At 59.2% G+C, this 21772-nt stretch carries 20 protein-coding genes and 1 pseudogene; 11 read left to right on the forward strand and 10 right to left on the reverse strand.

What is annotated here, in order from left to right:
- Positions 1–16 precede the first annotated feature (16 nt).
- Positions 17–1354: a D-serine transporter DsdX gene (dsdX, locus tag KGP25_RS00095; RefSeq protein ID WP_024907381.1), complete on the reverse strand. Its 1338-nt coding sequence runs from the start codon at positions 1352–1354 to the stop codon at positions 17–19.
- A 204-nt stretch (positions 1355–1558) separates the two neighbouring features.
- On the opposite strand from dsdX, the gene dsdC reads away from it, so the two are divergent.
- Entirely contained in the window at positions 1559–2485 is a 927-nt protein-coding gene (gene dsdC / locus KGP25_RS00100) for a DNA-binding transcriptional regulator DsdC (protein ID WP_223539737.1), read from the forward strand.
- A gap of 84 nt (positions 2486–2569) precedes the next feature.
- A complete protein-coding gene (locus KGP25_RS00105) occupies positions 2570–3658 on the forward strand; it encodes a cellulase family glycosylhydrolase (RefSeq protein WP_223539738.1) in 1089 nt (362 codons plus the stop codon).
- On the opposite strand, the gene emrD is transcribed toward KGP25_RS00105, so the two are convergent.
- From emrD to tisB, 4 genes are all read right to left on the reverse strand, one after another.
- Positions 3561–4745: a multidrug efflux MFS transporter EmrD gene (gene emrD / locus KGP25_RS00110; protein WP_032676063.1), complete on the reverse strand. Its 1185-nt coding sequence runs from the start codon at positions 4743–4745 to the stop codon at positions 3561–3563. The genes KGP25_RS00105 and emrD overlap by 98 nt on opposite strands.
- Before the next feature lie 175 nt (positions 4746–4920).
- Complete coding sequence (locus KGP25_RS00115; RefSeq protein ID WP_045909373.1) at positions 4921–5754, reverse strand: EamA family transporter; 834 nt, start codon at positions 5752–5754, stop codon at positions 4921–4923.
- A gap of 62 nt (positions 5755–5816) precedes the next feature.
- Positions 5817–6263 (reverse strand): GNAT family N-acetyltransferase, encoded by a 447-nt coding sequence (locus KGP25_RS00120; RefSeq protein ID WP_025910712.1) that lies wholly within the window; start codon positions 6261–6263, stop codon positions 5817–5819.
- A 64-nt stretch (positions 6264–6327) separates the two neighbouring features.
- Positions 6328–6417 carry a type I toxin-antitoxin system toxin TisB gene (tisB, locus tag KGP25_RS26775; protein WP_008500146.1) on the reverse strand — a complete coding sequence of 30 codons (90 nt, stop codon included), beginning with the start codon at positions 6415–6417 and terminating at the stop codon, positions 6328–6330.
- Positions 6418–6939: 522 nt separating this feature from the next.
- Between tisB and ivbL the strand changes: the two genes are divergently transcribed.
- The 9 genes from ivbL (at position 6940) to nepI (ending at position 16059) form a co-directional block, all read left to right on the forward strand.
- A complete protein-coding gene (gene ivbL / locus KGP25_RS00130) occupies positions 6940–7038 on the forward strand; it encodes an ilvB operon leader peptide IvbL (RefSeq protein WP_057979964.1) in 99 nt (32 codons plus the stop codon).
- A gap of 106 nt (positions 7039–7144) precedes the next feature.
- A complete protein-coding gene (gene ilvB, locus KGP25_RS00135; protein WP_223539739.1) occupies positions 7145–8833 on the forward strand; it encodes an acetolactate synthase large subunit in 1689 nt (562 codons plus the stop codon).
- A gap of 3 nt (positions 8834–8836) precedes the next feature.
- Entirely contained in the window at positions 8837–9124 is a 288-nt protein-coding gene (gene ilvN / locus KGP25_RS00140; RefSeq protein WP_008500144.1) for an acetolactate synthase small subunit, read from the forward strand.
- A gap of 82 nt (positions 9125–9206) precedes the next feature.
- Positions 9207–9800 (forward strand): transcriptional regulator UhpA, encoded by a 594-nt coding sequence (uhpA, locus tag KGP25_RS00145; protein ID WP_022646555.1) that lies wholly within the window; start codon positions 9207–9209, stop codon positions 9798–9800.
- A complete protein-coding gene (gene uhpB / locus KGP25_RS00150) occupies positions 9797–11302 on the forward strand; it encodes a signal transduction histidine-protein kinase/phosphatase UhpB (RefSeq protein WP_196352878.1) in 1506 nt (501 codons plus the stop codon). The genes uhpA and uhpB overlap by 4 nt, the downstream gene beginning before the upstream one ends.
- Positions 11295–12614, forward strand: coding sequence for an MFS transporter (locus KGP25_RS00155; protein ID WP_045907946.1), 1320 nt, complete (start codon positions 11295–11297; stop codon positions 12612–12614). The genes uhpB and KGP25_RS00155 overlap by 8 nt, the downstream gene beginning before the upstream one ends.
- Before the next feature lie 132 nt (positions 12615–12746).
- Complete coding sequence (gene uhpT / locus KGP25_RS00160) at positions 12747–14138, forward strand: hexose-6-phosphate:phosphate antiporter (protein ID WP_039024528.1); 1392 nt, start codon at positions 12747–12749, stop codon at positions 14136–14138.
- A 175-nt stretch (positions 14139–14313) separates the two neighbouring features.
- Complete coding sequence (locus tag KGP25_RS00165) at positions 14314–14766, forward strand: DUF1198 domain-containing protein (RefSeq protein WP_008500140.1); 453 nt, start codon at positions 14314–14316, stop codon at positions 14764–14766.
- A 102-nt stretch (positions 14767–14868) separates the two neighbouring features.
- On the forward strand, positions 14869–16059 hold the full coding sequence (gene nepI / locus KGP25_RS00170; protein WP_223539740.1) for a purine ribonucleoside efflux pump NepI: 1191 nt from the start codon (positions 14869–14871) through the stop codon (positions 16057–16059).
- Between the two features lie 113 nt (positions 16060–16172).
- On the opposite strand, the gene KGP25_RS00175 is transcribed toward nepI, so the two are convergent.
- The 5 genes and pseudogenes from KGP25_RS00175 to KGP25_RS00195 form a co-directional block, all read right to left on the reverse strand.
- Positions 16173–17078, reverse strand: coding sequence for an EamA family transporter (locus KGP25_RS00175; RefSeq protein ID WP_008500138.1), 906 nt, complete (start codon positions 17076–17078; stop codon positions 16173–16175).
- A 134-nt stretch (positions 17079–17212) separates the two neighbouring features.
- A pseudogene (locus tag KGP25_RS00180) lies at positions 17213–18592 on the reverse strand (carbohydrate porin).
- Between the two features lie 138 nt (positions 18593–18730).
- Positions 18731–19033, reverse strand: coding sequence for a PTS lactose/cellobiose transporter subunit IIA (locus KGP25_RS00185; protein WP_028015653.1), 303 nt, complete (start codon positions 19031–19033; stop codon positions 18731–18733).
- A 5-nt stretch (positions 19034–19038) separates the two neighbouring features.
- Positions 19039–20415, reverse strand: a complete 1377-nt coding sequence (locus KGP25_RS00190) for a glycoside hydrolase family 1 protein (RefSeq protein ID WP_196365581.1) — start codon at positions 20413–20415, stop codon at positions 19039–19041.
- A gap of 17 nt (positions 20416–20432) precedes the next feature.
- The gene (locus KGP25_RS00195; protein ID WP_008500133.1) at positions 20433–21761 is read right to left on the reverse strand and encodes a PTS cellobiose transporter subunit IIC; all 1329 of its coding nucleotides are present in this window, start codon (positions 21759–21761) and stop codon (positions 20433–20435) included.
- Positions 21762–21772: the final 11 nt, after the last annotated feature.

Consider the following 21772-nt stretch of genomic DNA (forward strand, 5'->3'; position numbering starts at 1 on the left):
ATACGTCTCTTCGCGCTCAGATAATGAAAGAAAGCAGGAATGTGCCGCCAAGTGCAAGCACCGAGGCGATAAACGTCGCCGTCGTATAGTATTTGAAGGTCTCATTCAGGGTCGCGCCGCAGTACTGCTTCACCAGCCAGAAGAGGGAGTCGGTGACGATCGTGCAGCCAATTGCGCCGGAACCGATGGCAATGGTGATGATCTCCGGACTGACGTTCGGGTAGAGCGGCAGCATCGGCGCGACGATGGCCGTGGCGCCCATCATCGCGACCGTGGCGGAGCCAACGGCGGCATGCAGCACCAGCGCCACCAGCCAGGCCAGCAGAATAGGGTGCATGTGCAGGTTCGAGAGAATATGCGCCAGCGAGTCCGCCAGTCCGCTGGTTTTCAGGATGGCGTTGAACGCGCCGCCCGCGCCGATAATCAGCAAAATGTTGGCGATAGAGCCAAAGCCGTGCTCCGTATGGGTCAGCATCGCGCCCATGCCCATATGCTGGCGGATGCCCAGCAGGTAGTAGGCGACAAACACGGCGATAAACATCGCGGTGATCGGGTTGCCGATAAACTCCAGCAGCGTATACAGCGTGCCGTCTTTTGCCATATTCAGTTCGGCGATGGTCTTCACCAGCATCAGGGCAATCGGCAGCAGCACCGTGAACAGCGTGGCGCCCAGCGACGGCAGGGTATGCTCCTCCCGCACCTTCAGGTCTGAAAATTCCGCCGGAACCGGTTTAAACGGCAGACGATTGCCGAGCAGTTTCAGGAACAGCGGGCCGCCGACCAGAGAGGCCATCAGGCCCACCAGCAGGCCGTAGACGATTACCGTCCCGACGTCCGCCCCTAATTTATTGGTCACAAACAGCGCGGCCGGATGCGGCGGCACCACGCAGTGCACCGCCATCAGCGCGGTACAGAGCGGAATGGCCAGCTTAAGCAGCGACGTGTGGGTCTTTTTGGCGATGGAAAACGCCAGTGGGATCAGCAGGACCACGCCCACTTCCACGAACAGCGTAATGCCGCAGATCAGGCCGACCAGCACCATAATCACGTCTGCTGACAGCCAGCGACAGCGCTGCAGGGCGATCCCGATGCGCTCTGCCGCGCCGGAAACCTCCATCATCTTGCCGAGAATGGTCCCAAGACCAATCACGGCCGCCAGGAAGCCCAGCGTGCCGCCAATCCCGCTCTCAATGGCGTTTACCATATCCAGCGGGCTCATTCCCATCATTGCGCCGACGAAAAAGCTCGCCAGCAGCAGCGCGAGGAACGGGTGAAACTTCAGTTTTACGATGGTTAAAACAATCAACACAATGCTGACCAGCAGCGTTGCCACAACCCAGACCTGAGATCCCATATCTCACCTCACCCTTATGTCATCTGGGGGTATTGGACGAAAAAGCGGCGTGGGCTGACAAACGATATAAATTGGCGTTCAGGTGAGCCAGATTGAATCAACTGAGTGACTACGCTCTAAAAAACGCACTTAACTCGCATTAGGTTCACATAAATTCACCCTTAAACGGTATGCTGAGCGCAGAAACCACGCGTGAGAATTGTGATGACCGATACAAATGAAGCCAGAAACCGGCTGCTCAACGGCTGGCAACTGTCGAAAATGTACACCTTTGAAGTGGCGGCCCGGCATGAATCCTTCGCGCTGGCGGCGGAGGAACTGTCGCTTAGCCCCAGCGCGGTGAGCCACCGCATTAATCTGCTGGAAGAGGAGCTGGGTATTCAGCTGTTTGTCCGTTCGCACCGTAAAGTTGAGCTGACGCAGGAGGGAAAGCGCGTTTACTGGACGCTAAAATCGTCCCTCGACACCCTGAATCAGGAGATCCTGGACATCAAAAACCAGGCGCTGTCCGGCACGCTGACGGTCTACTCCCGGCCGTCGATCGCCCAGTGCTGGCTGGTGCCCACGCTGGGCGACTTTACCCGCCGCTATCCGTCAATTTCGCTCACCATCCTGACCGGTAATGATTACGTCAATATGCAGCGAACGGGTGTCGATCTGGCGCTCTATTTCGACGATACGCCGCCAAATCATCTGTCTCACCACTTCCTGATGGACGAAGAGATTTTGCCCGTCTGCTCGCCGCAGTATGCCCGCGAGCATGAGCTGCTGAAAAACCCCGATAACCTCAACCACTGTACGCTGCTGCATGACCGTCAGGCCTGGAGTAATGATTCCGGTACGGATGAGTGGCTGAGCTGGGCGCAGCACTTTGCGGTGAACATGCCGCCATCATCGGGCATTGGTTTCGATCGTTCCGATTTGGCGATCATTGCGGCCATTAATCACGTCGGCGTCGCGATGGGCAGAAAGCGGCTGGTGCAAAAACGGCTTGAACGGGGCGAACTGATCGCTCCGTTTGGTGACAAGACCCTGAAATGTCATCAGCACTACTATATTTCGACGCTTTCTGGCCGTCAGTGGCCGAAAATTGACGCCTTTATCGGCTGGCTGAGAGAACTGGCAGGTTGAAGAATTATTACGCTTTCGCGCTACACCAAATGTGAAAAAGCGTGCTAAATACAGGTAATGCTTTCGATTTATCCAGGGTAAACCGTGTTAAAGCCTTTTATTGCCTGTGCATTACTGATCTCTTCCGGCTGGGCCATTGCCGCTGAGCCGCCGCTGACGGCCGCCCATTATGCGCAGCAGCTGGGCGTCGGGATGGATGTGGACTGGGCGCGCACCGAGCGCGGCATACGTGAATTCGACCCGCTGGTGGTACGCGATTTTCGGGCTGAAGGCATTACCCACGTGCGCATCCGCGTCGCCGATGAGCCGACGGAAGCGCGGCTGATCCACCTGCGCAAGCTGGTGGAAGCCTGCGAGCAGTATGGCGTGATCCCGATAGTCGCGTATCAGGCTGATGAATATAAAAACGACCCGAAAGCCGATAACGAGAAAGAGACGGTCAACTGGTGGATTGCCGTGGCGCACTATTTCGGTCAGAGCTACCCGCTGCTGGGTTTTGATCTCATTTATGAGCCCGCCGACAAGCTTAACCACAATCTGGCGTCGTTAAACCGCGTCTATGAAAAAACCATCAAAGCGATCCACGACATCGACCCACAGCGCATGATCTTCATCGCGCCACGCCTGCGTGCCGCGCCGGAGGAGTTATCCAGCCTGAAGCTGCCCGCGCACAGCCAAAACTATCTGCTGGCGGAGTGGCATATTTTCCCGTGGGGGCCGCTGAAGAATGGCGGCAAATACCCGTGGACGTCCGGCACGGCGGCGGAGAAAGCGGCAATCCGTAACCGCATCAATGCCGCGCTGCACTGGCAGCAAAAAACCGGGCACGTTAGCTGGGTCGGGGGCTGGGGCGTGGGAGAATCAAGCCGCTTTACGCCAACCGCCTCGCAAATAGCGTTCGCTACCTTTATGGCCTGCGAGCTGCAAAAGGCGAAAATCCCGTATGCGCTTAACGCGGATTTCCAGTTTTACGACGGGGAAGAGGGCGCCTGGCGGCCTGCGCCAGAGCCGTTGTTGCAGGCGATGATCGCCCCTGTCTGTGAAAAGCCCGGCGAGAAGCCGGGCCATCATGCGGTTAAACCGGCTGCTCGTGATGCGGGACACGCGACGCCAGCGGCAGCCAGCACAGTAAAATCAGCAGCCCCATCAGCGTCATCAGCAACCCCAGACTAGCCTGCCCGGTCTGCGGCATCATCGCCGAGAGCCAGGCCAGCGCGCCGGAACCGATGTTCTGCAAACCGCCCACCAGCGCGCCCGCCGTACCTGCGAGGAACGGGAACGGCTCCATCGCGCCGCTGGTGGCGAGCGGGAACAGCATCCCCGCGCCGAAGAAGAATAGCGCCGCCGGGATGAGCAGCGTCCAGACGGTCATCACGCCAAACAGCCCAGGGATCCACATCATCAGACCCGCCAGCAGACAGCTGATCACCGACTGCCACATCAGGGTGGAGAAGCGTTTGTTTGGTCGCCCGGCAAACCACGCGCCGAAGAACGCCGCCGGGATCGGCAGAATAAACAGAATGCTCACCACCATACTGCTCAGGCCAAGCCCCGCGCCCAGCAGCACGCCGGAGCAGGCTTCAAACACCGCGATACCCGCCAGGCCGCCAATCAGCATCAGCAGGTAGCAGGTGAACGCGCCGTTGCCGAACAGCGTTTTATAGCTGGCGATAAGCTTCGTGCGCGGCGCGTCCTGCGGGCGCGTTTCGGGCATCCAGCGCGCCATGCTGAAGGTGACAATCATGCAGAGCACCAGCAGGAAGGCGTAACAGGCGCGCCAGGACCACATGGTGTCCAGCAGGCCGCCGATCAGCGGGGCCAGCAGCGGGCTGACCAGAATGCCCATATTCAACAGGCTGTTGGCATGGCGCAGCTGGGTACCCTGATACATATCGCGCGGTAAGGTTCGCGCCATCACCCCGCCGACGCCGGTCCCGACGCCCTGCAGGGCGCTGGCGGCAATCAATACGGTCAGGTTATGGGTGGTCATCGCAATGACGGTCGCCACCATGAAAATGCTCATGCCCACCAGGATCACCGGGCGACGCCCGACGCGGTCGGAGAGCGGGCCGTAGAAGAGCTGCGAAACGCCATAGGTCAGCAGGTAAGCTGCCATTACGCTCTGTACTGCGCCCTCGCGGACGTTTAATTCCTTTGCCATGTCGGCAATCGCCGGAATGTAGATGGTTTGCGCCATCTGACCGACGGCCACCAGTAACACCAGCATCAACAATAAGTTAACGTTCCGTTGCTTTTTCATGTCGCTGAATACTTTTGCCAAAAGAGAAAAATGAAGAATAAGTGACTGAGAGTTCCCATAAATGCGCGAGGAATCTACCACAGAGAGATGACAATTTAAGCATTGTTGTGATGAATGAAAAAACCGGTAAAGGCAGGATTTGTAAACAAGAACGGCAACTAATGTTGCCAGTGCTTTACGCCAGGCGCAGCAGAATGGCGCCGCCAGCTATGCCCAGCGCCGCCGCGATGCGCAGGCCCGCAACCTTTTCTTTTAAAAGCAAAAATGCGATCAGCGCGCCAAAGAGTATGGAAGTTTCCCGCAGCGCCGCGACCACCGCCAGCGGTGCCTGCGTCATTGCCCACAGCGCCAGACCGTACGAGCCCATGGTGCCAACGCCGCCGAGCAGCCCCTTTTTCCAGTGCAGACGCAGATAGCCGGATGCCTCGCGTCGACGCGCGACCATCGCCCAGCCGAGCAGGCAGAAGCCGTTCATAAAGAAGGTCCACAGCGTATAGCCCAGCGCGGTGTCCGACAGCCGCACGCCGGTGCCGTCCACCAGCGTATACCCGGCGATAAAGCAGGCATTCAGCAGCGCCAGCCAGATCCCCTTGCGCGACTGCATGCGCCCGTTCATCGCCATCGCCAGAATCGACAGGCAAATTACCCCAATGCCGGACCAGGCGAGCCAGGAGAGACGATCGCCAAGCGCCAGCACGCTGATCAGCGCCACCAGCAGCGGTGCGGTGCCGCGCATCAGCGGATAGGTCTGGCTCATATCGGAGACCTGATAGGTCTTTGCCACCAGCACGGTGTACACCACCTGTAAGGCGCAGGAGACTAACAAAAACGGCCAGCTTGCGGCAGAGGGCTGTGGAGAGAAGGGGAGCAGCACCAGGGCAATCAGCGTGGCGGAGCCGCTGACGCTAATCGCGGAATAGAGCTTGTCCGTTCCGGCTTTGACAATGGCATTCCAGCTGGCATGCAGCAGGGCGGCGAACAGCAAAATGCAGAATACGGTGATGGTCATGGCGTATCGGGTGATGAATTGTCACTCAACTGTAACATTCACGTCCTGAAGCTGCCAGCCGGTTACACCGCACAAAAAAGGCGGTGCGTCACCCGCGGTTCGTCCGAGACCAGCGTAAAACCTGCCCGGCGATAAAACCCGTAGGCAGCGTCCGGCGCATGGGTATTGAGGAAATCAAACCAGATGCTGGCATCGGCCATCACGACGGTTAAAAGCTGCTTGCCAATCCCCAGCCCGCGGCACTTCTCGCTGACGTAGAGATGGCGAATACGTCCAGCGCGCGGCTGCTGGCTGAACGGATCGCGGTTGAGGCCGCACACGCCCACCAGCTTGCCGTTAAGAAACGCACCTAACAGCTTTTCACCCGGCGCGTTAAAGCGGTTCTCACCCCGCTGCCAGCTCTCTTCAAGCCTGCGCAGCATGTTAAAATTCAGTGCAATACTTTCCGCCTTCAGGGCGATATACCCGGGCTCATCCGGTGTGACAGGCTCAATTAACAGACGCGACATAGCATTCCCTCGTTATTAAAGAGGGGCGGTTGCCCGCCCCTCTCAGGTGCGACTTGAACCTGAATTACCGAACGAATTTCAGGACAGCATCAAGCAGTTGCAGTACTGCAACAATGAGTTTGAGGATAAGTATCACCATATCCACTACGCTCATACGCGTCTCCTTTTGGTTAAAAGGAGCACGATGCTGGCGTACCTTTCCGCCGCCTGTTGCCAGCACCTGGATTGACGTAACACAGTGTGCTCACTTCAGGGGTTAAGGCACTGACGGCACCACCCGTTTCAGCCAGGACTTCGTTGCGCCGGTAGAACTGCGGCCCCCTCGCTCACTGCGAACACCCTCAGTATAGATAAATACTGTATGCATGAACAGTATTTTTTGGACAAAAATCGAAAGGCGATCCATACTCAAAAACGTCAAAATCCGTGCCGGAATTGCGCGTTCGTCTTCGATCGCGTATACTTTTTTGCGTTGACGTAACACAGTGTGTTCTGCGGCGACCAACCGCAAAACCCTGATAAAAACCTCGCTTAGGCGGGGTTTTTTGTTTTCATCATCCAACAAACGAAACGTGATCCCTGACGCATTTTTGCGCAGATGAAAATTTTTCCATTGTCACGCCCGAAAACCTGTGTTTGTATAAATTCAATCAATGATTCCAAACACAGGTCCCCAATGACTTCATCCATCTTCACTTCGACCCTACTAAAAACTGCGCAACCAGCCGCAGTGGTCGTCGTGCGTGTGGTGGTGGTCGTCGGCAATGCGCCGTAGGGACTGGATCAACACACGAATCCAAAACCCCGCCGGCGCAAACCGGGCGGGGTTTTTCGTTTAGGACCCTCCCCGGAAAGTCGGCTCAGAAGAAAAGGACTGGAGCATGGCAAGTTCGGGCACAACATCCACCAAGACGCGTTTTACCGGCGCGCAGCTGATCGTTCATCTGCTGGAGCGACAGGGCATTACCACGGTTGCGGGCATCCCCGGCGGCACGGTGCTGCCGCTGTACGATGCGTTAAGCCAAAGCACGCAGATCCGTCACGTGCTGGCACGCCACGAGCAGGGGGCAGGCTTTATCGCTCAGGGCATGGCGCGCACGCAGGGTAAACCGGCGGTCTGTATGGCCTGCAGCGGCCCGGGCGCAACCAACCTGGTCACCGCCATCGCCGACGCGCGTCTCGACTCCATTCCGCTGATCTGCATTACCGGCCAGGTGCCGTCCTCGATGATCGGTACCGATGCGTTCCAGGAAGTGGATACCTACGGCATCTCTATCCCCATCACCAAACATAACTATTTAGTTCGCGACATCGCCGAGCTTCCTCAGGTTATCAGCGATGCGTTCCGCATTGCGCAGTCCGGCCGCCCGGGCCCGGTGTGGATAGACATTCCTAAGGATGTCCAGACCGCAGAAATTGAGATCGACATTCTGCCGGAGCCGGGTGAACGTGCCCCTGCGCCGGAGTTCAGCGCTGAGAGCGTGCGCGACGCCGCCGCCATGATTAACGCCGCCAAACGTCCGGTGCTCTATCTGGGCGGCGGGGCGATCAACGCCGCGGATGAAATCCGCCAGTTTGCGGAAAAAGCCAACCTGCCGACCACCATGACCCTGATGGCGCTCGGCATGCTGCCAAAAGCGCACCCGCTGTCCCTGGGGATGCTGGGCATGCACGGCGCGCGCAGCACCAACTACATCCTGCAAGAGGCGGATTTGCTGATTGTTATGGGCGCACGTTTTGATGACCGGGCGATTGGCAAAACCGAGCAGTTCTGCCCGAATGCCAAAATCATTCACGTGGATATCGATCGCGCCGAGCTGGGTAAAATCAAGCAGCCGCACGTGGCGATTCAGGGGGACGTAGCCGAAGTGCTGGCGCAGCTGATCCCGCAAACCGACGCGACCGATCGCGCCGACTGGCGCCAGCTGGTGGCCGATCTGCAGCGCGAGTTCCCGGGCGCGATCCCAACTGAAGGCGACCCGCTGAGCCATTACGGCCTGATCAACGCCGTGGCCGCCTGCGTGGACGACAGCGCGATTATCACCACCGACGTGGGACAGCATCAGATGTGGACCGCCCAGGCCTACCCGCTGAACCGTCCACGCCAGTGGCTGACCTCTGGCGGTCTGGGAACCATGGGCTTCGGTCTGCCTGCAGCAGTTGGTGCGGCGCTGGCGAATCCGGACCGCAAGGTCATCTGCTTCTCCGGCGACGGCAGCCTGATGATGAACATTCAGGAGATGGCGACCGCAGCCGAAAACCAGTTAGACGTAAAAATCATCCTGATGAACAACGAGGCGCTGGGCCTGGTGCACCAGCAGCAGAGCTTGTTCTACAAGCAGGGCGTGTTTGCGGCAACCTATCCGGGGATGATTAACTTTATGCAGATTGCCGCCGGCTTTGGCCTGCACACCTGCGATCTGAACGCGGAAGAGGATGCCCACGCGGCGCTGCAGGCGGCGATCTCGCGTCCGGGCCCGGCGCTGATCCACGTCCGTATCGACCCTGAACAAAAAGTGTATCCGATGGTGCCGCCGGGTGCGGCAAATACTGAGATGGTGGGAGAATAAGCCATGCAGAAACAACATGATAACGTCATTCTGGAACTCACCGTCCGCAACCACCCTGGCGTCATGACTCACGTCTGCGGGCTGTTTGCCCGCCGGGCGTTTAACGTGGAAGGCATTCTCTGTTTGCCGATTCAGGGCAGCGAGCACAGCCGCATCTGGCTACTGGTCAACGATGACCAGCGTCTGGAGCAGATGATGGCGCAGATCGACAAGCTGGAGGACGTCACCAACGTGGCGCGCAACCAGTCCGATCCCACCATGTTTAACAAAATTGCGGTGTTCTTCGAATAGATCGCTTAAGGTAGGCGTCTTTCGCTCTTGTAGGCCGGATAAGCGCAGAGCCATCCGGCTTTTTCAGACCGCAGGAACACACATGACCACCATCGCCCTTATCGACGACCACCTTATCGTCCGCTCTGGCTTTGCCCAGCTTCTCAACCTCGAACCGGATTTCCAGGTCGTGGCCGAGTTTGGCTCCGGTCGCGAAGCGCTGGCGGGCCTGCCGGGGCGCGGGGTGCAGGTCTGTATCTGCGACATTTCGATGCCAGATCTCTCCGGGCTGGAGCTGTTAAGCCAGCTGCCGAAAGGAATGGCGACCATTATGCTCTCGGTCCACGACAGCCCGGCGCTGGTCGAGCAGGCGCTCAACGCGGGCGCGCGCGGGTTCCTCTCCAAACGCTGTAGCCCGGACGAGCTGATTGCCGCCGTGCGCACCGTCTCCACCGGCGGCTGCTACCTGACGCCGGATATCGCCATCAAGCTGGCGGCCGGACGACAGGATCCGCTCACCAGACGTGAGCGTCAGGTGGCTGAGAAGCTCGCGCAGGGGATGTCGGTAAAAGAGATTGCCGCCGAGCTGGATCTGTCGCCGAAGACCGTGCACGTCCATCGCGCCAACCTGATGGAAAAACTCAACGTCAGCAACGACGTCGAGCTGGCGCGCCGCATGTTCGACAGCTGGCAATGAGTCCCGTGTTTTCGCGGCTGATCGCCGTCGTTGCGAGCTTTTTTATCTTCTCTGCCGCGTGGTTCTGCCTGTGGAGCATCAGCCTGCACCTGGTGGAACGCCCGGAGCTGGCTGTACTGCTGTTTCCCTTCGGCCTGCGACTGGGGCTAATGCTCCAGTGCCCGCGCGGCTACTGGCCCGTTTTGCTGGGCGCAGAGTGGCTGCTGCTGGTCTGGCTGGCGCAGGAAGTCGCTCTGGCGCATCTGCCATTATTGATGACCGGAAGCCTGCTTACGCTTCTCCCGGTTGCGCTCATTTCCCGCTACCGTCACCAGCGCGACTGGCGCACGCTGCTGCGTCAGGGGGCGGCGCTGATTGCCGCCGCGCTGCTGCAGTCCCTGCCGTGGGTCGGCGACAGGGAGATGCTCAACGCGCTGCTGCTCACCCTCACCGGCGGCCTGACGCTCGCGCCGACCTGCCTCGTTATCTGGCACTACCTCTCCAGCACCGTCTGGCAGCCGCTTGGTCCGGGGTTGGTGTCCCAACCGGTGAACTGGCGCGCCCGGCATCTCATCTGGTATCTGCTGCTGTTCGTGGTGAGCCTCTGGCTTCAGCTGGGTTTACCTGCCGAGCTTTCACGCTTTACCCCGTTTTGCCTGGCGCTGCCGATTATCGCCCTGGCCTGGCACTACGGCTGGCAGGGGGCGCTGATCGCGACCCTGATGAACGCTATCGCGCTGATTGCCAGCCAGACCTGGCACGACCATCCGGTGGATCTGCTACTCTCGCTGCTGGCCCAGAGCCTGACCGGGCTGCTGCTCGGGGCGGGCATTCAGCGCCTGCGCGAGCTGAACCAGTCCCTGCAAACCGAGCTGGCGCGCAACCGGCGTCTGGCTGAACGCCTGCTGGAGACCGAAGAGAGCGTGCGGCAGGAGGTCGCCCGCGAGTTGCATGATGACATCGGCCAGACGATCACCGCCATCCGCACCCAGGCGGGCATTGTCCAGCGTCTGGCGGCGGAAAACGCGGGCGTGAAGCAGGGCGGAGCGCATATCGAGCAGCTTTCACTGGGCGTGTATGACTCGGTGCGACGCCTGCTCGGCAGGCTGCGTCCGCGCCAGCTCGACGACCTGTCGCTGGAGCAGGCGGTGCGTTCCCTGATGCGCGAGATGGAGCTGGAAAGCCGCGGCATTGTCAGCCATCTCGACTGGCGAATTAACGAATCTGCGCTGAGCGAAGGCCAGCGCGTGACCCTTTTCCGCGTCTGTCAGGAAGGGCTGAACAATATTGTTAAACACGCCAATGCCAGCGCGGTCACGATACAGGGCTGGCAGCAGGACGAACGCCTGATGCTGATAATTGAAGACGATGGCTGCGGCCTGCCGCCGGGCTCCGGCCACCAGGGCTTTGGCCTGGCGGGCATGCGCGAGCGCGTAAAGGCGCTGGGCGGCACGCTGAACCTCTCCTGCACCCACGGGACGCGCGTCAGCGTCAGCCTGCCGCTACGGAGTTATCATGTTTAAAACCCCTGCCAGCGCCGCGCCGATTGGCGACAAAGCGGAAATCGACACCCGCTACCGCTACTGGCGTCGCCATATTCTGATCGCCATCTGGCTCGGCTACGCGCTGTTCTACTTCACCCGCAAAAGCTTCAACGCCGCCGCGCCGGAAATTCTCGCCAGCGGCGTGATGACGCGCACCGACATCGGCCTGCTGGCGACGCTGTTTTACATCACCTACGGCCTGTCGAAGTTCTTCTCCGGCATCGTCAGCGATCGCTCCAACGCGCGCTATTTCATGGGCGTAGGGCTGATCGCCACCGGCGTGGTGAACATCCTGTTTGGTTTCTCTACCTCGCTGTGGGCCTTTGCCCTGCTGTGGGCGCTTAACGCCTTCTTCCAGGGCTGGGGCGCGCCGGTCTGCGCCCGCCTGCTCACGGCGTGGTACTCGCGCAACGAGCGCGGCGGCTGGTGGGCCGTCTGGAACACCGCGCACAACGTCGGCGGGGCGCTGATCCCGATGGTGGTGGGTGCCGCGGCGCTGCACTACGGCTGGCGCGCGGGGATGATGATTGCGGGTGGCCTGGCGATTGTCGCCGGGCTGTTCCTCTGCTGGCGCCTGCGCGACAGGCCGCAAACCGTGGGCCTGCCTGCGGTGGGCGACTGGCGGCACGACGAGATGGAGATTGCCCAACAGCAGGAGGGCGCGGGGCTGACCCGCAAGGAGATCCTCACCAAATATGTGCTGAAAAACCCCTACATCTGGCTCCTCTCGCTCTGCTACGTGCTGGTCTACGTGGTGCGCGCGGCCATCAACGACTGGGGCAATCTGTACATGTCCGAGACGCTCGGCGTGGACCTGGTCACTGCTAACTCGGCGGTCACGATGTTCGAACTGGGTGGGTTTATCGGCGCGCTGGTGGCGGGCTGGGGCTCGGATAAGCTGTTCAACGGCAACCGCGGCCCGATGAACCTGATTTTTGCCGCCGGGATTTTGCTCTCTGTTGGCTCGCTGTGGCTGATGCCGTTCGCCAGCTACGTCATGCAGGCGGCGTGCTTCTTCACCACCGGCTTTTTCGTCTTTGGCCCGCAAATGCTCATCGGCATGGCGGCGGCAGAGTGCTCCCACAAAGAGGCGGCAGGCGCGGCGACGGGCTTTGTCGGGCTGTTTGCCTACCTCGGCGCATCGCTCTCCGGCTGGCCGCTGGCGCGGGTCATCGACATCTGGCACTGGAGCGGCTTCTTCGCAGTGATTGCCATCGCGGCGGGAATTTCCGCCCTGCTGCTGCTGCCGTTTTTACATGCCCAGGCTCCGCGTGAAGCCAGTGTGATGTGATGCGCCTCACCTTTTCACCCCGAGTGGCGCAAAACTAAGAAATTTTCCCGGTTTTACCTGGACGCTGTCTCAGGCATCTCTCCCGGCTGATTTTTACAATGCTGCAAAAATCAGCTCAGGAGTAAACCAACCATGCTGGCCTTCTTAAATCAGGTGCGCAAGCCGACCCTGGATCTGCCGCTCGATGTGCGGCGCAAAATGTGGTTCAAACCGTTCATGCAGTCCTATCTGGTGGTCTTCATCGGCTACCTGACCATGTACCTGATCCGCAAAAACTTTAATATCGCGCAGAACGACATGATCTCCACCTACGGGCTGAGCATGACGCAGCTGGGGATGATTGGCCTGGGCTTCTCCATCACCTACGGCGTGGGGAAAACTGTCGTTTCCTACTACGCGGACGGCAAAAACACCAAGCAGTTCCTGCCGTTTATGCTGATCCTCTCCGCCATCTGTATGCTCGGCTTCAGCGCCAGCATGGGCGCAGGGTCCGTTAGCCTGTTCCTGATGATCGCCTTCTACGCCCTGAGCGGTTTCTTCCAGAGTACCGGCGGATCGTGCAGCTACTCCACCATCACCAAATGGACGCCGCGCCGCAAGCGAGGGTCGTACCTCGGCATGTGGAACATTTCCCATAACCTCGGCGGGGCGGGTGCGGCAGGCGTGGCGCTGTTTGGCGCAAACTACCTGTTCGACGGCCACGTCATCGGTATGTTTATCTTCCCGTCGATTATCGCCCTGATTGTCGGCTTTATCGGCCTGCGCTTCGGCAGCGACTCCCCCGAATCCTACGGCCTCGGCAAAGCCGAAGAGCTGTTCGGCGAGGAGATCAGCGAAGAGGACAAAGAGACCGAAGAGAACGAGATGACCAAATGGCAGATCTTTGTTGAGTACGTGCTGAAAAACAAAGTGATCTGGCTGCTCTGCTTCTCGAACATCTTCCTCTACGTGGTGCGCATCGGCATCGACCAGTGGTCAACCGTGTACGCCTTCCAGGAGCTGAAGCTCTCTAAAGAGGTGGCGATTCAGGGCTTCACCCTGTTCGAAGTGGGCGCGCTGGTCGGCACGCTGCTGTGGGGCTGGCTCTCCGACCTCGCCAACGGCCGTCGCGCGCTGGTGGCCTGCATCGCGCTGGCGCTGATTATCGCCACGCTGGGCGTTTACCAGCACGCCAGCAACCAGTACGTTTACCTCGCATCCCTGTTTGCGCTCGGTTTCCTGGTGTTTGGTCCGCAGCTGCTGATCGGCGTGGCGGCAGTGGGCTTCGTCCCGAAAAAAGCGATCGGCGCCGCCGACGGGATCAAGGGTACCTTCGCCTACCTGATCGGCGACAGCTTTGCCAAGCTGGGTCTGGGGATGATCGCCGACGGCACGCCAATTTTCGGCCTCACCGGCTGGGCGGGCACCTTCGCGGCGCTGGATGCAGCAGCGATCGGCTGTATCGTCCTGATGGCGATGGTTGCCGTACTGGAAGAACGTAAAATTCGCCGTGAGAATCGTGCGCAGAAATTAAAAACAGCCTGAGTGTGCAGGTAACTTCTTTGCCCGGTGTGTGATGCCGGGCTTTTTTATTTCCGCCGACGGCATTAATACCTTATCCCCCGTTCTGCAACGTCTTTTCAGTGCACTATTCTGGTTCTGCCTGCTGTCGACGCGGTGCGTTTCCCGCTATGATGAGCGGCTAGTCAAAGGAGAACGCATGGTCTGGATAATGCTGGCAACGCTTGCCGTGGTGTTTGTGGTGGGATTTCGCGTCCTGACCTCAGATTCCCGCCGCGCCATCAAACGTTTAAGCGAGCGTCTGGGCATCACCCCGATGCCGGTCGAGTCGATGATCGATCAGTTCGGTAAAACGCCGGGCAATGAGTTTATCCGCTACCTTGAGCGCCCCGACGAGGCGCATCTGCAAAACGCCGCACAGGTGCTGTTGATCTGGCAGGTCTGCATTGTCGACGGCAGTGAAGAGAACCTGCACACGTGGCACCGCCTGCTGCGTAAAGCCCGCCTGGCCGCGCCGATCACCGATGCGCAAATTCGTCTGGCGCTCGGCTTTATGCGCGAGATGGAGCCCGATCCGCAGGAGCTGAACGCCTTCCAGCTGCGCTATAACCAGCTCTTCCTGCCGGAAGAGGGCGTGTTTTACCTGCACTGATCTCCTCTAAAAACCACAAAAGTTGTCTAAACGTTAAATTCGTCACACTTTTGATGATAAACTGCGCGACTTTTCCGCACGTTTTTATCTTCAGGTGACGCCATGACAGAACATATCCAGCCCTCGACCAGACCGCAGACCAGCGAGGTTTCACGCCCCAACTGGTCGGCCGTTTTCGCCGTGGCATTCTGCGTCGCCTGCCTGATTACCGTTGAGTTTCTGCCGGTGAGCCTGCTGACGCCGATGGCGCAGGATCTGGGCATTTCCGAAGGCGTGGCGGGGCAGTCCGTTACCGTCACCGCCTTTGTAGCGATGTTTGCCAGCCTGTTTATCACCCAGGTGATTGGCACCATCGACCGCCGCAAAGTGGTCATTCTGTTCAGCGTGCTGCTGACGCTCTCCTGCCTGCTGGTCTCCTTGGCGGAAAGCTTTACCCTGCTGCTGCTGGGGCGCGCCTGTCTGGGGCTGGGGCTCGGCGGCTTCTGGGCGATGTCCGCCTCGCTGACCATGCGCCTGGTGCCTGCGCGCACCGTGCCGAAAGCGCTGTCCGTCATATTTGGCGCGGTCTCTATCGCGCTGGTGATTGCCGCGCCGCTGGGCAGCTTCCTCGGCGGGATTATCGGCTGGCGTAACGTCTTCAACGCGGCGGCAGTGATGGGCCTGCTCTGCGTTATCTGGGTGTGGAAGGCGCTGCCGTCCCTGCCGGGCGAAGCGGCGCACCACAAGCAGAACATGTTCAGCCTGCTGAAGCGCCCCGGCGTGCTGGCGGGGATGACCGCGATCTTTATGTCCTTTGCCGGGCAGTTTGCCTTCTTTACCTATATCCGCCCGGTGTATATGACCATGGCGGGGTTTGACGTCGACGGCCTGACGCTGGTGCTCCTGAGCTTCGGTATTGCCAGCTTTGTCGGCACGTCGCTGTCGTCCCAGTTCCTGAAGCGCTCCCTGAAGGTGGCGCTGGCGGGGGCGCCGCTGGTGCTGGCAGTGAGCGCCACGGTGCTGGTGCTGTGGGGCAGCGATAAGTGGGTCGCGTCTGCCATTGCGATTATCTGGGGCTTTGCCTTTGCGCTGGTGCCGGTGGGCTGGTCGACGTGGATCACCCGCTCACTCGCCGATCAGGCGGAAAAAGCCGGGTCGATTCAGGTGGCGGTGATCCAGCTGGCAAACACCTGCGGCGCGGCGATTGGCGGCGTGGCGCTCGACCACCTGGGGCTGACGTCACCGCTGGTGATTTCCGGCACGCTGATGCTGTTGACCGCGCTGCTGGTGGCGGGGAAGGTTAAAGCTAAGTAGTCAATTTTCCCCTCACCCTAACCCTCTCCCCACAGGGGAGAGGGGACTGCTCGGGGCGGTCTTTTCCCCCTCGCCCCTTTGGGGTGTACAGTCCGGGATGAGGGGACATCAGGCTACGCCGATGTCCTCACCCGTCTTCTTGAATCCATCGAAATCAGCACCACCGACGACACGATTAGCAGCGTCCCCAGCCAGTCCGGCAGGGTAAACGCCACGCCCAGCAACATCACCGACAGCAACGCGCTGCTCAGCGGCTCGGCGCAACTCAGAATGCTCGCCTTTGGCCCGCCGATCATCTGCGCGCCTTTCAGATACAGGCTGAACGTCAGCGCGGTGCCGATCACCACCAGATAGAAAAACGCCAGCAGCAGGCTGCCGTCAATGACGAAGGTCGTCCCGCGCCCGGCGTAGAACGGCGTCAGCATTAACCCGGCAATCAACATACTCCAGCCGACAATCGGCAATGTGCCGTAGCGGGCAATCAGCGTTGACGGATAGGTGGTGTAAAACGCCGCGGCAAACGCCGAGGCGATGCCAAAGAACAGCGCGGCTGGCGAGATGGAGAGCGAGGTTGGATCGCCGTGGGTCACCAGCAGGAACGTCCCGACAAGCGAGGTCACAATTGCGGACAGAACAAACACGCCGGGGCGCGTTTTCCGCGCCAGCGCGAACCACGCCACGATAATCGTTGGCGACAGAAACTGCAGCACGGTGGCGGTAGCGGCGTTGGATTTTTCAATCGTCAGCAGGAAGGTGAGCTGCACGGTGAGCGCGCCGACCAGCGAGAAAAACAGCAGGCTGAGGGCGTCTTTGCGATGCTTGATGACCGAGAAAATCTTGTCGCCGTGAACGAAGGAGAGCGTCAGGAGGATCACGCCGGTAAACAGCAGGCGAACCATGGTCAGGTAAGGCGAAGAAATGTGGCTTTTCTCCATGATGTACTGCGCGCAAACGCCGGAACTGCCCCATAAAACGGCGGCGATCAGGACGTTCAGCATCCCTTTACGTGTGGAACCCATTTTCTCCCCTGCTATGTTGATTTTTTTCTAGCATAACATGGGATCTTGCCGGGTGGCGCTACGCTTACCCGGCCTACAAAACCTTGTAGGCCCGTGCAAGCGCAGCGCCGCCGGGCGAAACAAACGAAGCTCTACTAGAACCACGCCTCCCACATCGCGCCGACGTTGAAGTCGTCGAGCGTCTCGTCTTTGGTGTTGTTCACGCGCGCGGTGCGTGCGTTATCCACTTTGCCGCCGGTCACGTAGAAGCGCAGCATCGGACGGAACTCTGGCCCCATGGCGATAGACATGTTCTGCGACAGGGTCAGCTTCCAGCCCTTGTTGTCGCCGCCGTTATCATAGTCAACGTGCTGCCAGCCTGCTTCCAGCCAGGTGGAGTGAACGTCGTTCCACCAGTGCATCGGGCGCACGATGGCATTGTAGTTCTTACGGTTGTCGGTCTTATCGCGGCTGTTGTCATAGTCGTGGAAGGCGAGGATGTACTCCACCTGCGTGGCCTGGGTGAATTTATACAGCCCTTCGAAGCTGGCGTAGACCGTGGTCAGATCCTCGGTTTTGTTGAACACGCTGTTGTCCGCGTTATCGGAGTAACGGGCGATCACCTTGTTCACGCCGCTGTCGTTGGTGTGGCTCAGCACCACGCCGCCCTGCTAGGCGTTCAGACGCTCGTCGCTCTCCACCGCTTTCGAGTCAAAGCCGTAGTTGGCGTACAGCTCCAGATCCAGCGGACCGAGCTTCATGCCGTGGATTTTAGACGTCGCGGCGTAGTTGCCTTTGTCGCCCGTACCGGAACCGCCGGTACAGGTGATGCGCGACGGGTTCGCTTCGTCTTCCATCACTTCCGGGCTACAGGATTCCACCGCCGCCACGGCGGCGACGTCAAACTGCACGCCGCCGATGTCGAAGTTCTTCACCCCGGCGCCCTGGCCGTCGTGGTTCATCCAGAAGTAATCGTTGATGCCCTGCTGCGGACGCTGGTGGAAGTCACGACCGGCCCAGAAGTAGGCGTTCGGGTTGGAGGCCATAATATTGGTCACCCCGGCGTAGGCCTTTTTCAGGTTAACTTCGTCGCCCCAGTGGTCGATCATCACGTTGATGTCCCAGATGGCGCCGTTTTCGCTCTTGAAGGCTTTAGAGAGCTGGAACTCGCCGCCGTTGCCTTCGTTACCCAGACGACCAATCGCGGACGCGCCATTGTAGGAGCCATCGACAGCCACGTATTTCTGATCGGCGGCCTGGAAGTGCGCGCCGTAGCGGGCGTAGCCGGTAAATTTAATCCCGAACGGAATCGCCATGTCCGGGGATTGCGCCGCGCTTTGCGGCTCGGTCACCACGTCCGCTTTTTTCGCGACCGCCGCATCCATTTTGGCCTGGCGCTCGGCCAGGGCTTTATCCACCGCTTTCGCCACAATGGCGTCGATTTGCTCCTGGGTGAATTCTTGTGCGAGCACGGAAATTGGGCAAAGCGCGGCGATAACCGCCATGGTTAATGGAAGTTTTTTAATCGTATTCATGGTTATCTCAATATAGTTTAATTTTATTCAGAAAATAACCATCCCGCTCCGATCTGACAGAATATGTCGCTATCATCAGAACAAGTGGATTTCTAGTTTTAGGTACAGAGGTATTACATTAATTTATTTCGCCATAGACTATCTCTGATATAAATGAATAATTTCTTCAGACAATTCACGCGCTAATAACGAATTCATTAAATGATCCTGCGCGTGCACCATAATTAAGGTCATCGGCTGGCGGGCTTCACCCGCGTCCTGCTCGATCAGTTTGGTCTGCATCTTGTGCGCCTGGCGCGCATAGCCGTCGGCTTCGCGCAGCAGGCTTTTGGCTTCGTCAATGTTGCCCTGGCGCGCCGCGTGCAGCGCCTCAAAGCACAGGCTGCGTGACTGGCCAGCATTGACGATAATTTCCATAACGGCTTCTTCTAATACAATCATTATCATTACTCTTTTTCAAAACTATTATTTAAGGCGGTGGCGGCAAACCACTCTCCGCTTTTCTTAATGGTGCGCTGCTGCGTCTCCAGATCGAGCTGGATAAATCCGTAGCGATTTTTATAGGCATTGCACCACGACCAGTTATCGATAAATGTCCACATATGGTAGCCAAGACAATTACACCCTTCGCTAATGCCTTTATGCAGCCAGGTTAAATGCTCAGAGATAAACTCAATGCGGTATTGATCGTTAATCTGGCCATTTTCAATAAAGCGCTGCTCGTTTTCGACGCCCATCCCGTTTTCAGAAATAAAGCAGCGGGGGTTACCGTAATTGTCGCGCAGGTTAATCAGAATATCGTAGATACCTGGCGCGTAGATTTCCCAGCCGCGGTAGGGGTTCATCTTGCGGCCCGGCATCTCGTAGCTATCAAAGAACCATTCCGGCATAAACGGCGCCTGCGGGTTCACCGCGCTGTCGCGGCACTTCACGCGACGCGGCTGATAGTAGTTAATGCCGAGCAGGTCGATTTTCCCTTCCGCAATCAGGAAACCGTCTTCCGGCTTGCAGGCGGGCAGTTGGTCGTAAGATTTCAGCAGCGCCACCAGATCCGCTGGGTATTCGCCGCGCAGGACCGGGTCGAGGAAGCTGCGGTTAAACATCAGATCCGCAACGTGCGCCGCCTTCACGTCCGCCGGGTTTTGCGAGCGCGGATACGACGGCGTCAGGTTCAGCACGATGCCGATCTCTCCCGCGTAATGCCCGGCGCGGTAGGCCTGAACTGCCTTCGCATGCGCCAGCACCGTGTGATACGCCACGGTGGCCGCCCGGCGGAAATCCACCACGTTCGGATAGTGGAAGTCGTACAGATAACCGCCTTCCACCGGCACGATCGGCTCGTTGAAGGTAAACCAGTGCAGCACGCGGTCGCCGAACAGCTCGAAGCAAATCTGCGCATAGCGGGCGTACGCGTCCACCACGTCACGGTTTTCCCAGCCGCCGATTTCCTGCATCGCCATCGGCATGTCGAAATGGAACAGGGTGATGAACGGCGTGATGCCCTGTTCATTCAGCTCATCAATGACCTGATGATAAAAATCGACCGCGTCCGGGTTCACTTCACCGATACCGTCGGGGATCAGGCGCGCCCAGCTAATCGAGGTGCGAAAGCTGTTGTGGTTCAGCTGTTTCAACAGCTGAATGTCCGTTTTCCAGTGCTGATAAAACGTGGAGGTCTGCTGCGGCCCCACGCCGTTGTGAAAACGGTTCGGCTCGCGGGCAAACCAGTAATCCCACGTGGTGTCACCCTCTCTTGCCCCTTCCGTCTGGAGAGCGGAGCTTGCGCTGCCCCACCAGAAGTTATCGGGAAATGCGTATTTCATGACCCTTCCTCTTTGACTTAATTGCTTGTAGCTTCAGCGGCACCCACGGTTGCAGCCTGGGCTTTCTGCTCTTCGTTTTTAATCAGCGTACGCTCGTAGGCGCGCAGGAACGGCAGGTACATCAGCGCCGACATCACCATGCAGACCAGGCACATTACCACCGGGCTCAGCGCCCAGTTCGCCGCCCACGAGGCGCCAATCGGTGCAGGGGTAGTCCACGGGGTTAACGAGACGACCTGCGCCAGCCAGCCGAGCTTGGTTGCACCGTACGCCAGGCAGGCGTTGACCAGCGGAACGCACACGAACGGGATAAACAGCATCGGGTTCATGATGATCGGCGCACCGAACAGAATCGGTTCGTTGATGTTAAAGAAGCTCGGCACCACGCCCATTTTGCCGATGGTGCGCAGGTGCGTAACGCGGCTGCGCAGCAGCAGGAACGCCAGCGGCAGGGTGGAACCGACGCCGCCAATCAGCAGATAGTGATCCCAGAAGCCCTGCAGGTAAACGTGCGGCAGCGCCGCGCCTGCGGCCAGTGCCGCCTGGTTTGCCGAGAGGTTGGCCATCCAGAACGGGTTCATGATGCCGGTAACAATCAGCGAGCCGTGGATACCGGCAAACCAGAAGATCTGGCACAGCAGCACGGAGAGCAGAATGGCGGGCAGGGAGTCAGACGCGGACACCAGCGGCTCCAGCAGGTGCATGATCGCCTGCGGGATAATCATCCCGGTCTGCGCTTCAATGAACAGGTTCAGCGGATGCAGCGTGCCGATCACCACCATCACCGGGATCAGGATCTCAAACGAACGCGCCACGCCGGTGGGCACTTCCTTCGGCAGGCGGATGGTGACGTTGTTCTGCTTCAGCCAGGCGTAGACGCGGGTGGCGTAGATCGCGGTAATCAGCGCGGTGAAGATGCCCTGGCCGGAGAGATACTGGGTCGAGATTTTGCCGTCGGCATACGGCGCGGCGACCAGCAGGAAGGCCATAAAGGCCAGCAGGCCGGACATCACCGGGTCGAGGTTAAACTGACGCCCCAGGCTCGCCCCAATCCCTACCGAGATGAAGAAGGTCATCACGCCCATGCTGAGGTTAAACGGCAGCATCAGCTGTTCGCGGTAGGTTTGGGAGAAATCCAGCCAGCCGCGGGCGAAGCTGTTGGTGGTATCCGCCGAAAACGGCGGGAAGATGAACACCAGCATAAACGAGCCGATGATCATAAACGGCAGCGCGGCGGTAAAGCCGTCGCGGATGGCAATCACATACTTTTGCTGACCGAGCTTCGCGGCCAGCGGGGTAATTGACTGCTCAATCACCGCGACCATGGATTGATATAACGAACTCATGTGAACACCTT

The sequence above is a fragment of the Enterobacter sp. JBIWA003 genome, assembly GCF_019968825.1.
GTDB classification, from domain to species: Bacteria; Pseudomonadota; Gammaproteobacteria; order Enterobacterales; family Enterobacteriaceae; genus Enterobacter; species Enterobacter quasiroggenkampii.

Coding starts and splice junctions, on each gene's coding strand:
- dsdX (WP_024907381.1), bottom strand. CDS start 1,354: ATGGGATCTCAGGTCTGGGTTGTGGCAACGCTGCTGGTCAGCATTGTG.
- dsdC (WP_223539737.1), top strand. CDS start 1,559: ATGACCGATACAAATGAAGCCAGAAACCGGCTGCTCAACGGCTGGCAA.
- emrD (WP_032676063.1), bottom strand. CDS start 4,745: ATGAAAAAGCAACGGAACGTTAACTTATTGTTGATGCTGGTGTTACTG.
- KGP25_RS00115 (WP_045909373.1), bottom strand. CDS start 5,754: ATGACCATCACCGTATTCTGCATTTTGCTGTTCGCCGCCCTGCTGCAT.
- KGP25_RS00120 (WP_025910712.1), bottom strand. CDS start 6,263: ATGTCGCGTCTGTTAATTGAGCCTGTCACACCGGATGAGCCCGGGTAT.
- tisB (WP_008500146.1), bottom strand. CDS start 6,417: ATGAGCGTAGTGGATATGGTGATACTTATCCTCAAACTCATTGTTGCA.
- ivbL (WP_057979964.1), top strand. CDS start 6,940: ATGACTTCATCCATCTTCACTTCGACCCTACTAAAAACTGCGCAACCA.
- ilvB (WP_223539739.1), top strand. CDS start 7,145: ATGGCAAGTTCGGGCACAACATCCACCAAGACGCGTTTTACCGGCGCG.
- ilvN (WP_008500144.1), top strand. CDS start 8,837: ATGCAGAAACAACATGATAACGTCATTCTGGAACTCACCGTCCGCAAC.
- uhpA (WP_022646555.1), top strand. CDS start 9,207: ATGACCACCATCGCCCTTATCGACGACCACCTTATCGTCCGCTCTGGC.
- uhpB (WP_196352878.1), top strand. CDS start 9,797: ATGAGTCCCGTGTTTTCGCGGCTGATCGCCGTCGTTGCGAGCTTTTTT.
- KGP25_RS00155 (WP_045907946.1), top strand. CDS start 11,295: ATGTTTAAAACCCCTGCCAGCGCCGCGCCGATTGGCGACAAAGCGGAA.
- uhpT (WP_039024528.1), top strand. CDS start 12,747: ATGCTGGCCTTCTTAAATCAGGTGCGCAAGCCGACCCTGGATCTGCCG.
- KGP25_RS00165 (WP_008500140.1), top strand. CDS start 14,314: ATGGTCTGGATAATGCTGGCAACGCTTGCCGTGGTGTTTGTGGTGGGA.
- nepI (WP_223539740.1), top strand. CDS start 14,869: ATGACAGAACATATCCAGCCCTCGACCAGACCGCAGACCAGCGAGGTT.
- KGP25_RS00175 (WP_008500138.1), bottom strand. CDS start 17,078: ATGGGTTCCACACGTAAAGGGATGCTGAACGTCCTGATCGCCGCCGTT.
- KGP25_RS00185 (WP_028015653.1), bottom strand. CDS start 19,033: ATGATTGTATTAGAAGAAGCCGTTATGGAAATTATCGTCAATGCTGGC.
- KGP25_RS00190 (WP_196365581.1), bottom strand. CDS start 20,415: ATGAAATACGCATTTCCCGATAACTTCTGGTGGGGCAGCGCAAGCTCC.
- KGP25_RS00195 (WP_008500133.1), bottom strand. CDS start 21,761: ATGAGTTCGTTATATCAATCCATGGTCGCGGTGATTGAGCAGTCAATT.